General features: G+C 71.0%; 13 protein-coding genes. 3 read left to right on the plus strand and 10 right to left on the minus strand.

Annotated features, from left to right (window positions below):
* Position 1 precedes the first annotated feature (1 nt).
* The 3 genes from HNR19_RS17210 to HNR19_RS17220 are packed head-to-tail and all read right to left on the minus strand — an operon-like array spanning position 2 to position 2,345.
* Positions 2-820, minus strand: a complete 819-nt coding sequence (locus HNR19_RS17210) for an arylamine N-acetyltransferase family protein (RefSeq protein ID WP_179669051.1) — start codon at positions 818-820, stop codon at positions 2-4.
* A 32-nt stretch (positions 821-852) separates the two neighbouring features.
* A complete protein-coding gene (locus HNR19_RS17215) occupies positions 853-1,752 on the minus strand; it encodes an RNA polymerase sigma-70 factor (RefSeq protein ID WP_179669052.1) in 900 nt (299 codons plus the stop codon).
* On the minus strand, positions 1,749-2,345 hold the full coding sequence (locus tag HNR19_RS17220) for a carboxymuconolactone decarboxylase family protein (RefSeq protein WP_179669053.1): 597 nt from the start codon (positions 2,343-2,345) through the stop codon (positions 1,749-1,751). The genes HNR19_RS17215 and HNR19_RS17220 overlap by 4 nt, the downstream gene beginning before the upstream one ends.
* Before the next feature lie 87 nt (positions 2,346-2,432).
* On the opposite strand from HNR19_RS17220, the gene HNR19_RS17225 reads away from it, so the two are divergent.
* The gene (locus HNR19_RS17225; RefSeq protein WP_343047252.1) at positions 2,433-4,133 is read left to right on the plus strand and encodes a fumarate hydratase; all 1,701 of its coding nucleotides are present in this window, start codon (positions 2,433-2,435) and stop codon (positions 4,131-4,133) included.
* A gap of 22 nt (positions 4,134-4,155) precedes the next feature.
* Here HNR19_RS17225 and HNR19_RS17230 read toward each other — a convergent pair whose 3' ends face one another.
* The 4 genes from HNR19_RS17230 to HNR19_RS17245 form a co-directional block, all read right to left on the minus strand.
* Positions 4,156-5,100 carry an aldo/keto reductase gene (locus tag HNR19_RS17230; protein ID WP_218910300.1) on the minus strand — a complete coding sequence of 315 codons (945 nt, stop codon included), beginning with the start codon at positions 5,098-5,100 and terminating at the stop codon, positions 4,156-4,158.
* A 19-nt stretch (positions 5,101-5,119) separates the two neighbouring features.
* Positions 5,120-6,592: a PhoX family protein gene (locus HNR19_RS17235; protein WP_179669054.1), complete on the minus strand. Its 1,473-nt coding sequence runs from the start codon at positions 6,590-6,592 to the stop codon at positions 5,120-5,122.
* Positions 6,593-6,697: 105 nt separating this feature from the next.
* Positions 6,698-7,126: a CBS domain-containing protein gene (locus HNR19_RS17240; RefSeq protein ID WP_179669055.1), complete on the minus strand. Its 429-nt coding sequence runs from the start codon at positions 7,124-7,126 to the stop codon at positions 6,698-6,700.
* Between the two features lie 93 nt (positions 7,127-7,219).
* Positions 7,220-7,723, minus strand: a complete 504-nt coding sequence (locus HNR19_RS17245; RefSeq protein ID WP_179669056.1) for a hypothetical protein — start codon at positions 7,721-7,723, stop codon at positions 7,220-7,222.
* A 146-nt stretch (positions 7,724-7,869) separates the two neighbouring features.
* Here HNR19_RS17245 and HNR19_RS17250 point away from each other — a divergent pair, with 146 nt between their 5' ends.
* Both HNR19_RS17250 and HNR19_RS17255 read left to right on the plus strand, forming a co-directional pair.
* Positions 7,870-8,154, plus strand: coding sequence for a TFIIB-type zinc ribbon-containing protein (locus tag HNR19_RS17250; RefSeq protein ID WP_179669057.1), 285 nt, complete (start codon positions 7,870-7,872; stop codon positions 8,152-8,154).
* A gap of 19 nt (positions 8,155-8,173) precedes the next feature.
* On the plus strand, positions 8,174-9,568 hold the full coding sequence (locus tag HNR19_RS17255; RefSeq protein ID WP_179669058.1) for an aspartate ammonia-lyase: 1,395 nt from the start codon (positions 8,174-8,176) through the stop codon (positions 9,566-9,568).
* Between the two features lie 53 nt (positions 9,569-9,621).
* Here the strand turns inward: HNR19_RS17255 and HNR19_RS17260 are convergent, their stop codons facing one another.
* From HNR19_RS17260 to phoH2, 3 genes are all read right to left on the minus strand, one after another.
* Entirely contained in the window at positions 9,622-9,945 is a 324-nt protein-coding gene (locus tag HNR19_RS17260) for a GlsB/YeaQ/YmgE family stress response membrane protein (protein WP_179669059.1), read from the minus strand.
* A gap of 94 nt (positions 9,946-10,039) precedes the next feature.
* A complete protein-coding gene (locus HNR19_RS17265) occupies positions 10,040-10,702 on the minus strand; it encodes an aggregation-promoting factor C-terminal-like domain-containing protein (RefSeq protein WP_179669060.1) in 663 nt (220 codons plus the stop codon).
* 453 nt (positions 10,703-11,155) lie between these two features.
* The gene (phoH2, locus tag HNR19_RS17270) at positions 11,156-12,502 is read right to left on the minus strand and encodes an RNA 5'-3' helicase PhoH2 (RefSeq protein WP_179669061.1); all 1,347 of its coding nucleotides are present in this window, start codon (positions 12,500-12,502) and stop codon (positions 11,156-11,158) included.
* Positions 12,503-12,829: the final 327 nt, after the last annotated feature.

Here is a 12,829-nt window from a genome sequence, read left to right on the forward strand (position 1 = left end):
CCTACCCCGCAGCCAGCTCGGCGAGGCGCTTGAGCAGCCGCTGCTCCTCGTCATCGGTCAGGGGTACGCCGAGCTCGTGCAGCCAGTCCGCCACCTCACCGCCGGCGAGCTCCCTGTGCTCCGTGGGCTCGCCCTCGCGGCGGATCGTGACCGCATCGCTGCTCAGGCTGACGTGGCGGTCGGCCTCGAGCTTGGTGAGCCGCAGCCCGGCGCGGAAGTGCGAGGTCGGCAGGGTGCTGGTGAAGTGGTGGCCCATCACCAGGTCGTCCGGCACGACGGCCGCCTCGTCGGTCGTGTGCATCGTCTCCCACGCGCCCTGGTGCCACCGTGAGAGCTGCCAGCCCAGCGGGGTCTCGCTCATCCGGAACCGGTGGCCGCGCTGGGTCACCTCGGCGCCGTCGACGAGCTCGATCGGCCGCACGATGCTGAGCCCGAAGCCGGGGTCGCACATCACCCGCCGGCCGTCGATGGTCACGAACACGACGCAGTGCGTGCGCGCCGACGCGGTCGGCGCACCCACCCGGCCCAGTTGCCGGCTGACGTCGTAGCCCAGGCGCTCGAGCGCCGCGGCCAGCAGGGTGCCGTGCTCGAAGCAGTAGCCCCCGCGGCCGCGGCCGACGAACTTCTCGGCCACCGCGTCGAGCAGCACGCCGGGGTGCTGCTCGAGCAGCACGTCGATGTTGTCGAACGTGAACGTCCGCAGGTGCGCCTCGTGCAGCTCGTCGAGCGCGGCCCGCGAGGGCGGCTTCGCCTCGACCCCGATCCGCGCGAGATAGCCGTCGAGGTCGAGGCGCTGCACCTGCCAGAGGTCGTCGGTCATGGGGCAAGTAGACACCTCGCCACCGACCGAGGTCACCGACCGAGGGCGACCTCCTCGTCGAGCCGCGCCAGCTTCTGCGGGTTGCGCATCGCGAACAATCGCGTGATGCGCCCTTCGTCCACGAGGATGCTGACGACAGTCGTGCCGACCGGTTCGGGGCCGGACATCCGCATCGCCGGGGCACCGTTGACCCACAGCATCTCGATCGTGACCTCGTCGGCGTACTGCCGGAAGTGCGAGAGGAACGCCGCGATCTTGCCCGCGCCGTGGATGGGCTTCCGCGCAGCCGCGGCGATCCCGCCGCCGTCGGGGATGAGCACCACGTCGGGCGCGAGCACGTCCATCAGCGCCTGGACGTCGCCGCCGCCCTCGAGCACGGCGCGGAACCGCTCCAGCACCTCGCGCTGCTGCGCGTGGTCGACCTCCACCCGCGGGCGCCGGGCCTGCACGTGCTCGCGGGCCCGGTGCGCGATCTGGCGTACGGCGGCCGCCGACTTCTCGACCGCCTCCGCGATCTCGTCGTACGGCAGGTCGAAGACCTCGCGGAGCACGAACACGGCACGCTCCGTCGGCGTCAGCGTCTCGAGCACCGTGAGCATCGCGATCGAGACGCTCTCGGCCAGCTCGACGTCCTCGGCCACGTCGGGGCTGGTGAGCAGCGGCTCGGGCAGCCACTCGCCCACGTAGTCCTCCTTGCGGCGCGCGAGCGTGCGGAGCCGGTTGAGGGACTGCCGGGTGGCGATCCGCACCAGGTAGGCCCGCGGGTCGCGGACCTCGGCGCGCTTCTCGTCGTCGAGCGCCGCCCACCGCAGCCACGTCTCCTGCACCGCGTCCTCGGCATCGCTGGCGGAGCCGAGCATCTCGTAGGCGACGGTGAAGAGCAGGCTGCGGTGGGTGACGAACGGGTCGGTCTCGCCGACGGCTTCGCTCATGAGACGGAGGCTACCGTCGGTCGCGGCGTCCGCTCGGCGAGCGGCTTCAACCCGCACGCCGCGGCGAAGCCGTCCGACTCGATGCCGAGCGCGACGTTGCCGCGGGTGGTGAAGTTCGCGAACGCGATGGTCGCGGTCAGCTCGATGACCGCCGCCTCGCCCAGCTCCTTCACGAGCCCGGCGACCAGCTCGTCGGTCACGGTCGGCTCGGTCTGCGACATCGCCTCGGCGTACTCCATCACCTGCCGCTCGAGCGGCGTGAACGCGTCGGACTCGCGCCAGCGCGGCACCTCCCGGGCCTTGACCATGTCGAGGTTCTTGTTCTTCGCCTCGAAGTAGTTGAAGTCCAGGCACCAGGTGCAGCCGACCTGCGAGGCGACGGCCATGTGGGCGAAGGTCTTGAGCTGCTCGTCACACGCGTTCCACTTCTGCACCTTCTGGCCGAAGCCGGACATCGACATCAGGACCGGCTGGTTGTGCCAGTAGACGCCGATCGACGTCGGCACCTGACCGAGCATCTTCTTCGCGAACCGCTTGATCAGCATGCCCTTGAAGCCGGTGATCTCCGCCGGTTGGATCCGGGTGTCGCTCATCTGTCCTCCTGTGTCCGGTTGGGTACGACATCCAGACACCGGCCGCGACTGGGGTGTGACAGCGCGGGGCGGATATTCTCACCGTTCGTGGCTGACGCAGAGTTCCTCTACTCCGACCTCCTCCCGACCCACGGGTCCAACGGCGAGCCGGAGACGCCGTACCGGCTGGTGACGTCCGAGGGCGTCAGCACGATGGAGGTCGACGGGCGGACCTTCCTCAAGGTCGACCCGGAGGCGATCCGGCTGCTCACCGCGGAGGCGATGCACGACATCTCCCACTACCTGCGGCCCGGCCACCTCCGCCAGCTGCGCAAGATCATCGACGACCCCGAGGCGTCGGGCAACGACCGGTTCGTCGCGCTCGACCTGCTGAAGAACGTCAACATCTCCGCCGGCGGCGTGCTCCCGATGTGCCAGGACACCGGCACGGCGATCGTGATGGCGAAGAAGAGCGAGGGCGTGCTGACGGGCGCCAACGACGCCGAGCACATCAGCAAGGGCGTGTACGACGCCTACACGAAGCTCAACCTGCGCTACAGCCAGCTCGCACCGCTGACGACGTACGAGGAGAAGAACACCGGCACCAACCTGCCGGCCCAGATCGAGATGTACTCGACGCCGACCGAGGACGGGAAGCCGGAGTACAAGTTCCTCTTCATGGCGAAGGGCGGCGGCTCGGCCAACAAGTCGTTCCTCTTCCAGGAGACGAAGGCCGTCCTCAACCCCGACCGGCTGCTGCAGTTCCTCGACGAGAAGATCCGCTCGCTCGGCACGGCGGCCTGCCCGCCGTACCACCTCGCGGTCGTGATCGGCGGCACCAGCGCGGAGTACGCCCTCAAGACCGCGAAGTACGCGAGCGCCCACTACCTCGACGACCTGCCGACCGGGGGCTCGATGAGCGCGCACGGCTTCCGCGACCTCGAGCTCGAGCAGCAGGTCTTCGAGCTCACCCAGTCGTTCGGCATCGGGGCCCAGTTCGGCGGCAAGTACTTCTGCCACGACGTGCGGGTGGTCCGGCTCCCCCGGCACGGCGCCAGCTGCCCGGTCGCGATCGCGGTGTCGTGCTCGGCCGACCGCCAGGCGCTCGGCAAGATCACCGCCGACGGCGTCTTCCTCGAGCAGCTCGAGACCGACCCCGCGCAGTACATGCCCGACGCCGGCGTCGCCGAGGACATCTCCGGTGGCGAGGTCGTCAAGATCGACCTCAACCAGCCGATGGCTGACATCCTCGCCGAGCTGTCGAGGCACCCGGTCAAGACGCGGCTGTCGCTGACCGGACCGCTCGTCGTCGCGCGCGACATCGCGCACGCCAAGATCAAGGAGCGCCTCGACGCGGGCGAGGAGATGCCCGACTACCTGAGGAACCACCCGGTCTACTACGCCGGCCCGGCGAAGACGCCCGAGGGCATGGCGTCGGGGTCGTTCGGCCCGACGACGGCCGGGCGGATGGACTCCTACGTCGAGCAGTTCCAGGCGGCCGGCGGCTCGATGGTGATGCTGGCCAAGGGCAACCGCTCCAAGGTCGTCACCGAGGCCTGCGGCACCCACGGCGGGTTCTACCTCGGCTCGATCGGCGGCCCGGCCGCCCGGCTCGCCCAGGACTGCATCAAGAGCCAGGAGGTCATCGAGTATCCCGAGCTCGGGATGGAGGCCGTCTGGAAGATCGAGGTCGAGGACTTCCCCGCCTTCATCGTCGTCGACGACAAGGGGAACGACTTCTTCACCGACCCGGGCGGCGCCGTCACCGTGCCGATCACCGGGATCCGGGTGCGCTCCCGCGAGCGCTGACCGGGCACCCGAAGAGCGGGCGTCAGGGCACGGGTCGCCCGCGCGCGGCGCCCAGCAGCTCGTACCACTCGACGCGGGTCATCGCCGCCGCCACCCGCTCGGCAGCGGCGCAGGCGCGGATCCGGCCCGGGTTCGTCGTGCCGATCACCGGCGCGATCCGGGCCGGGTGGCGCATCAGCCAGCCCAGGACGACGGCCTCCGGCTCGACCCCGTGCTCCTCGGCCATCCGGCTGACGACGGCCGCCGCGGGCTGGTCGTCCTGGGTCGCCCCGCTGTAGCGGCCGCCCGCGAGCGAGCCCCAGGCCTGCAGCTCGATCCCGTGTCGCCGGCAGTGCTCGAGGGTGCCGTGCGGGAAGTCCACCCCGGCGCCCTCCGGGTGGTTGACGAGGATCGCGGAGTCCACGAAGCCGTGGCGCGCCAGGCTCATCTCCAGCTGGTCGGCGACGAGCGGCGTCGGAAGCGCGCGCTGGAGCTCGGCGAGCTGGGCCGCCGACATGTTGGAGGCGCCGACCTCGCCCACCAGGCCGTCGCGCTGCAGGCCCGCCACCGCCTCGGCCACCTCGTCCGGCTCCAGCAGCGGGTCGGGACGGTGCAGCAGCAGCACGTCGAGCCGGTCGGTGCCGAGCCTGCGCAGGCTCTCCAGCACCCGCGCCCGGATGGCCCCTGCGCTCAGGTCGTAGTGGGCCACCGCACCCGGCTCCGCGAGCCGGATGCCGACCTTCCCCTGGACCACGACGCGATCGCGCAGCCCGGGCGAGCGCCGCAAGACCTCGCCGAACACCGTCTCCGCGCTGCCGCGTCGGTAGATGTCGGCGTGGTCGAAGCGATCGATACCAGCCTCGAGGGCAGCCTCCACGGCGTCCTGCGCTCGACGCACGGCGCCGTCGTCGTACGACCCGTCCTCCCAGGAGCCGCCCAGGCCCATGCAGCCGTAGATCAGTCGCGACCTGCGGACCTCGTCGACCACCCGGACAGCCTAGGGCGTCTCAGACCCCGATCTTCCGCCACGGCCCCCAGATGGCGAACGACATCCCGGCCGACGCCTGGATGTTGACGAACAGCGTGTGCCCGTCGGGACTGAAGGTCGAGCCGGCGAACTCGTCGTTGCTGCGGTCGGTGCCCGCGGCGCTGCGCAGCCGGTTGAGCGCGATGTCCCAGAGCGAACCGCTCGGCGACAGGCCGCGCAGGTAGTTGTCGTTGACGTTGTCCTCGCAGACCACGAGGGTGCCGCGCGGCGAGGTCGTGATGTTGTCGGGCAGGTCGAGCTGGAGCGGGCCCGAGGACTGGAAGACGACCCGGAGCGTCTGGGCGCGGGTGTCGTAGGCCCAGACCTGGCCGGATCCTCGGCCGAACCCGGCCGGGTTGTGCGTGCCGGCCTCCGCGGCGCCGCCTCCCTGGGTGGAGGTGAAGTAGACGACGCCGTCGTCGTAGACCTGGCCCTCGAGCCGGGAGAAGTACGCCGCGCCCTGGACCCAGCCCTGGCTGCTGACGTGGGTGAGCGCGGTGTCGTTGGGCGTCGGGGCGGTCTGGCCCGGCGTGTAGTCGTAGAGCACGTCGGGCTCGGTGATGTCGACCCACTCCACGTCGTACGTCGTGCCCGCGACCTGCGCGGCCTCGAGGTGCGCGTTGTCGGCACCTGCGACCTTGAGCATCTGCAGGGTGCCGCCGTCCTCGAGCCGGCCGACCTCCATCGGGTGCGACGGCGGGCAGTAGCGGTAGAAGCCCGAGGCGAACGCGAAGTTGTCCTCGGTGAGGTAGAGGAAGCCGTCCTCGGGGTCGAACGACACCGCCTCGTGCGCGAACCGGCCCGCGTTGCGGATCGGCTCACGCGTCGACTGGCCGGCCCCCGGCTGGTGGCTGGCCGGGACCTCGAAGACGTATCCGTGCGGCTTGGTCAGCGGCACGTTGGACGCACCGGTGAAGTCGGGCGCGACGTCGGGACCGTTGACGGTCTCCTCGCACGTGACCCACGCGCCCCACGGCATCTGCCCGCCTGAGCAGTTCATCATCGTGCCGTTGAGGCTGGTGAACGACCGCACCTCCTCCCCGTGCCGGGTCACCTGGATCGTGGTGGTGCCGCCGCCAGCCATCGGGTCGTACGGCGCCGGGACGTTGGCGCCGGTCGGGCCGAACGCCGGGCGCGGGTTGTTGACCTCGTGGTTGCGCACGAGGAGCACCGTGTCGTCCGGCCCGCGGAACGCGCCCATCCCGTCGTGGCGGCCGGGCAACCGGGTGCCGTCGGTCAGCACGACGGGCGCCTCGGTGTCGTGGAACGAGCGATAGCTGAAGCCGCGCGGCAGGTGGAGCCGGACCACCCCGTCGCGCTTGTCCTTGATCGGCACGAGCGACGCCGCGGTCGGCCGCGCGTGCGCCGCACCGGGCGCGACAAGGCCCGCGAACGGACCGGCCGCCGAGAGGGCGGCGGCTGACTTGACCAGGGTCCTGCGATCCAGCGTCATCTGCTGCTCCCGAGGGTCGAGGTCCGGACGGGGATATCCGGAATCCTCGCTCAGGGTAAACAGCAGGTGACCACCCGGCAACGGTCGCCGCCGCCGCGGCCGGCGTCAGCTGTTCGGCGGCGCGCCGGAGATCGCCTCGACCAGCTCTCCGACCTTGTCCTCGGGGAGGTTCTTGGCGATGTCGGCCTGGCTGACCATCCCGATCAGCTCGTGCCCGTCGATCACCGGCAGCCGGCGCACGTTGTGCTGCGCCATCGTGTGCAGCGCCTCCTCGACGCTGTCGTCGGCGCCGATCGTCACCGGCTTGCCCTCGGCCAACGTCTCGACCTTGATCGTGCTCGGATCGCCGCCCTCGGCGACGCAGTGCACCACGATGTCGCGGTCGGTGATGATGCCCTTGAGCCGGTGGTCCTCTCCGCAGATCGGCAGTGCGCCGACCTCGAGGTCCCGCATCTTCCGGGCGGCGTCGACGAGGGTGTCGCCGGTCGTGACGCACTCCGCGTCGCCGGTCATGATCTCGCGTGCGGTGGTCATGCTGTCCTCCTTCTCCTGGCTCCTGCTCGGGTGTCGCTTCTTCTCCCTGTCCCGTACCCGGACGGGCGGGCGGCATCCGTGCTCGGCGGGCCGTCAACGGGCCCAGCGGGTCCGTCCGCCGGGCTTCCAGATCGACAGCACGAGCGACGTGCCGAGCATGAGGAAGGAGACGACCGGCGGGAACATCAGGCCGGTGGCCTCGTCCCCGACCTGGCTGCGGACGGCGTCGGCGGAACCGGTCAGCTCGGTCGGGACGGCCAGCACGCCGGGCAGCAGCGCGACGGCCACCAGCACGGTCAGCACGATGCCGATGCAGAGCTTGGACAGGACCCAGGTCCACTGCACCAGCCCCCAGCGGGTGCCGAGCCCGAGCAGCACGCCGGTCACGAGCATCCCGCCGGCCAGCACCGGCACCACGGGCGGGATCACGATCCGCGCCGCGGTGTAGGCGGCGGCCGCCGTCCCGCCGCTGTCGGTCGTCATCCCGGTCGCGACCAGGATCGCGAGGCCGATGTCCAGGCCCATCCAGCCCGCGCCGCACAGCACGTGCAGGGCGAGGACGGCACGGCGCCACGGACGGCTCAACGTGAAGGACATGCCCCCACACTCGCGCGCGGCCGCCGTACGGCGCATCCGGCGGAGCCCCGAGCCGACCCTGAGGTTCTCCTGTGTTCCCGGGGTCGGAGGAACCCTGCGGCCCGCGGCGTACGTTGAGGAAGCGAGACCCCGACCGAGGAGAGACGATGCGTTGCCCCAATGACGAGACCACGCTGGTGATGAGCGAGCGGAGCGGGATCGAGATCGACTACTGCCCGACCTGCCGCGGCGTGTGGCTCGACCGCGGCGAGCTCGACAAGATCATCGAGCGGTCGCTGACCGCGCCGGCGCCGCAGGCGGCCCCGCCGCCGCAGCAGCAGCCGCGCTACGAGGGGTACGACGACCGCCGGCGCCACGAGGCGCCGTACCCCCAGCAGGGCTACTACAAGAAGAAGCGCAAGGAGAGCTGGCTCAGCGAGCTGTTCGACTAGACCCGGCTATCGTCGTCGTGTGACCGAGACAGGCGACGGGTACCGGATCGAGCACGACTCCATGGGGGAGGTCCGCGTGCCCGCGGACGCGCTCTGGAAGGCGCAGACGCAGCGTGCGGTCGAGAACTTCCCGATCAGCGGGACGCCGATCGAGCCCGCGCTGATCCACGCCCTGGGCGAGGTGAAGGCCGCGGCGGCGACGGCCAACAAGGCCCTCGGCGTCCTCGAGGCGCAGCTGGCCGACGCGATCGTCGCGGCCGCGCGGGAGGTGGCCGCCGGTGAGCACGACGGCGAGTTCCCGATCGACGTCTTCCAGACCGGCTCGGGCACCAGCTCCAACATGAACACCAACGAGGTGATCTCCTCGCTGTGCGCTCGCGCCGGGGTCGACGTGCACCCCAACGACCACGTCAACGCGAGCCAGTCGAGCAACGACACCTTCCCCACGGCCATCCACGTCGCGGCGACGCTCGCGGTCACCGGCGACCTGGTCCCGGCGCTCGACGTCCTCGCCTCGTCCCTCGAGGGCAAGGCCGAGGAGTTCGCCGGCGTGGTGAAGTCCGGCCGGACCCACCTGATGGACGCGACGCCGGTGATGCTCGGCCAGGAGCTCGGCGGCTACGCCGCGACCGTCCGGTACGGCGCGGAGCGGCTCGCCGCGGTGCTCCCCCGGGTGCGGGAGCTGCCGCTCGGCGGGACCGCGGTCGGCACCGGGATCAACACGCCCGCCGGCTTCGCACAGGCCGCGATCGCCGCCCTCAACGACGCGACCGGCCAGGAGTTCACCGAGGCGCGCGACCACTTCGAGGCCCAGGGCACCCGCGACTCGCTGGTGGAGCTCAGCGGCGTGCTCCGCACGATCGCGGTCGGCCTGACCAAGATCTGCAACGACCTCCGCTGGATGGGCTCGGGCCCCACGACGGGTCTCGCCGAGATCCACCTGCCCGACCTCCAGCCGGGATCGTCGATCATGCCGGGCAAGGTCAACCCGGTGCTGCCGGAGGCCACCCTCATGGTCTGCATGCAGGTCATCGGCAACGACGCCGCCGTCACCGCGGCCGGCGCCAGCGGCAGCTTCGAGCTCAACGTCGCGATGCCCGTCCTCGCGCGCAACGTGCTCGAGTCCGTGCGCCTGCTGTCGGCGGCGATGCGCACGCTCGCGACCCGCTGTGTCGACGGCATCACCGCCGACGAGGAGCGGATGCGCCGCTACGCCGAGTCCTCCCCGTCGGTCGTGACGCCGCTGAACAAGTACATCGGCTACGAGGCCGCCGCCAAGGTCGCCAAGCAGGCCCTCGCCGACGGCGCCACGATCCGCGAGACCGTGCTGGCGATGGGGTACGTCGACCGCGGCGAGCTCACGACCGAGCAGCTCGACGCCGCGCTCGACGTCGAGTCGATGACCCGGCCGTAGCCGGTGGTTGAGGTGCGAGGAGCGCTAGCGACGAGCCTCGAAACCTCCGGCTGTCACACCTTGGCCTTGGAGCGCCCCGTGACGAACGCGGCGGCCATCACGGCGAGCGCGGCGACGCCGACCTGCCACAGGTGCCGCATCCAGTCGATGCCGTTGGTCGCGTTGTCCCAGGTGGCGGCGTGGCCGTCGAAGGGCTTGTTGTTCTCGCCGAACGCTCCCCAGTAGAGGAAGCTGCCGACGAGCATCCCGACGATGCCGCACACGATCGTCAGCCAGAACGGGATGTTGTCGCGGTCGCCGGGAGCGACCAGCTTGCCGAGCGCGCCGAGGATGAGGCCCCCGACGAGGGTGGTGATCAGAAACCAGATGACGTCCATCCCAGGTCCTTCCCCCGTGGACGCGCTGATTGCGCGGTCCGAGATGGTTCGATCATGGCACCATGCGGCGCCCCTGACGAGGGACGCGCTGGTGTCAGTACCAGCCGACGGACTCGGAGTGGCCCCACGCCGCGCAGGGGCTGCCGTAGCGGTCCTGGATGTAGCCGAGGCCCCACTTGATCTGGGTGACCGGGTTGGTGGCCCAGTCGGCGCCGGCGCTCGCCATCTTCTCGCCCGGCAGGGCCTGCGGGATGCCGTAGGCCGAGGACGTCGGGTTGTCGGCGAAGGGATTCCAGTTGGACTCGCGGGTCCACAGCGAGTCGAGGCAGCCGAACTGGTCGGAGCCGAACCCGAAGTCGCCCATCAGCGCGAGCGCGATGTCCTTGGGGTCGGAGTCGGAGAGGCTGCGGGTGTCGGTCATCGCGGCCGGGTCGCTGCCGACGAGCTCGGCCTCCTTGGCCGGGTCGGCGCTGTCGCGCTGGTCGTCGCGGGACAGGATCGGCGTCCGGTCGCCGGTGTCGACGGGCGCCGTGGCCTCGCCGCCACCACCACCCAGCGGCTGGTCGATGTCACCGGCGGCAGCGCTCACGTCGGGCGCCTCCTGCAACACGCCCGCCCCGACGCTCACGCCGGTCACGGCCAGCGCGACCGAGGAGAGGACCATCGTGTTGCGGAACGCCTTCTTCGGCGTCTCCTTCAGATGAGCGTGCCGTGGCGCTCCGCGGTGCTTGGGCGCGGGCTTCGCGTTGTTCGACAAGTGCTCTTATCCGTGGGCTCGACTGCAGGTCCGTCGCATCACAGTGGGTGCAGGACCTTCCGTCCTCCCGGCGACTCGGAACACCCTGCCTGCTCCCTCATCTTCATGCAAACCCACACACCCGGTTTCCACCGCCTCAGTTGTCACATTCGTTCACATCCCGCACAAAATCCCCACCAACCCCCGTCAGCCCCCTCACATTTCCGCAGCACCACACAGGCAAGAGCCGCAACGCGCCGCCCAACCCCATGCAACAGCGGCGGCCGCGCCCCGGATCCCAGAGCCCGGCGGCCGCCGGGCGATTTCGCGACGACGCGCCGACGCCCCGACCGAAGCGGCGAGGAGCCACAGAGCGTCGCGCGCGGCGGAGCGAGCAAGCCCGGCGGCCGCCGGGCGGCGGGATCAGGGGCGCGGCCCCACAGGAGGCAGCAGCCACCCCAGGCGGCAGCCCCCCTACACGACCACGTTCTCCAACATCTCCGTCACCAGAGCCGCGATCGGCGACCGCTCCGACCGCGTGAGCGTGACGTGCGAGAACAGCGGGTGCCCCTTCAGCTTCTCCACCACGGCCACGATCCCGTCGTGCCGCCCCACCCGCAGGTTGTCGCGCTGCGCGACGTCGTGGGTGAGCACGACCTTGGAGTTCGCCCCGATCCGCGACAGCACCGTGAGCAGCACGTTGCGCTCCAGCGACTGCGCCTCGTCGACGATCACGAACGAGTCGTGCAGCGAGCGACCGCGGATGTGGGTGAGTGGCAGCACCTCGAGCATCCCGCGGTCGAGGATCTCGTCGACGACGTCGCGCGAGGTGAGCGCGCCCAGGGTGTCGAACACCGCCTGCCCCCAGGGCGACATCTTCTCCGACTCCGACCCCGGCAGGTAGCCCAGCTCCTGGCCGCCCACCGCGAACAGCGGCCGGAAGACCACGACCTTCTTGTGCTGCTGACGCTCCATCACGGCCTCGAGGCCCGCGCACAGCGCGAGCGCGGACTTGCCGGTGCCGGCGCGGCCACCGAGCGAGACGATGCCGACCTCGGGGTCGAGCAGCATCTCCAGCGCGATCCGCTGCTCGGCGCTGCGGCCGTGGATGCCGAACGCCTCGCGGTCGCCGCGGACCAGGTGGACCAGTTTGTCGGGACCGACGCGGCCCAGCGCCGTACCCCGCTCGGAGAGCAGCACCAGGCCGGTGTGGCACGGGAGGTCGCGGGCGGCGCCGAGGTCGAGCGTGCCGTCGTCGTAGAGCTCGTCGAGGTCGGCGGCCGCCACCTCGAGCTCCTCCATCCCGGAGTAGCCGGTGTCGGAGTCGGAGATCGACTCGCCGCGGTACTCCTCGGCCTCGAGGCCGACGGCCGAGGCCTTGATGCGCAGCGGGAGGTCCTTGGAGACCAGGGTGACGTCGTTGCCCTCGTTGGCGAGGTTGCGGGCGACGGCGAGGATCCGGGTGTCGTTGTCGCCGAGCCGGAAGCCGGACGGCAGCGACTCGGCGTCGGTGTGGTTGAGCTCGACCCGGAGCGTGCCGCCCTCGTCGCCGACGGGCACGGCCTCGTCGAGGCGTCCGTGGCTGACCCGCATCTCGTCGAGGATCCGCAGCGCACTGCGCGCGAAGTAGCCGAGCTCGGGGTGGTTGCGCTTCCCCTCGAGCTCGGTGATCACGACGACCGGCAGCACCACCTCGTGCTCGGCGAACCGCCGCATCGCCCCCGGGTCGGCCAGCAGGACGCTGGTGTCGAGGACGTAGGTACGGCGCTGCGCCGCGGTGCGCGACTTGGCGGAGCGGGACTGGGACTTCGTGGTTGCCACGACTCACCTCACCGACCGCACGCGCACCCGCGCCCGGTCCTCTACTCCTCAGCGATGGACCGGGAGACGGCGTGCAGGCGCGGACCGGGTGTGCCCGGTGGCGCGGGGACCTGCGTGCCTGCCCGAACGCCGGGGTGCCGGCGCCTCTCCACCCGGTCCGGGTCGCAGGGGTTCACCTGCACCACCCGGTGGGTGTTGACGTCGTTGTTCACGAACGGGCCTCCAGATGTGACGGGCTTCCCCACCCGTCATTACTCGGGAACGTACGCCTCCGCCGGTGACGATCACGGCGACACGCCCGAACGGGTGGGTGAACCTCCTGTGACC

Origin of the sequence: Nocardioides thalensis (assembly GCF_013410655.1) — a bacterium.
GTDB classification, from domain to species: domain Bacteria; phylum Actinomycetota; class Actinomycetes; order Propionibacteriales; family Nocardioidaceae; genus Nocardioides; species Nocardioides thalensis.

Coding starts and splice junctions, on each gene's coding strand:
- HNR19_RS17245 (WP_179669056.1), bottom strand. CDS start 7,723: ATGTCCTTCACGTTGAGCCGTCCGTGGCGCCGTGCCGTCCTCGCCCTG.
- HNR19_RS17215 (WP_179669052.1), bottom strand. CDS start 1,752: ATGAGCGAAGCCGTCGGCGAGACCGACCCGTTCGTCACCCACCGCAGC.
- HNR19_RS17210 (WP_179669051.1), bottom strand. CDS start 820: ATGACCGACGACCTCTGGCAGGTGCAGCGCCTCGACCTCGACGGCTAT.
- HNR19_RS17250 (WP_179669057.1), top strand. CDS start 7,870: ATGCGTTGCCCCAATGACGAGACCACGCTGGTGATGAGCGAGCGGAGC.
- HNR19_RS17240 (WP_179669055.1), bottom strand. CDS start 7,126: ATGACCACCGCACGCGAGATCATGACCGGCGACGCGGAGTGCGTCACG.
- HNR19_RS17220 (WP_179669053.1), bottom strand. CDS start 2,345: ATGAGCGACACCCGGATCCAACCGGCGGAGATCACCGGCTTCAAGGGC.
- HNR19_RS17260 (WP_179669059.1), bottom strand. CDS start 9,945: ATGGACGTCATCTGGTTTCTGATCACCACCCTCGTCGGGGGCCTCATC.
- HNR19_RS17235 (WP_179669054.1), bottom strand. CDS start 6,592: ATGACGCTGGATCGCAGGACCCTGGTCAAGTCAGCCGCCGCCCTCTCG.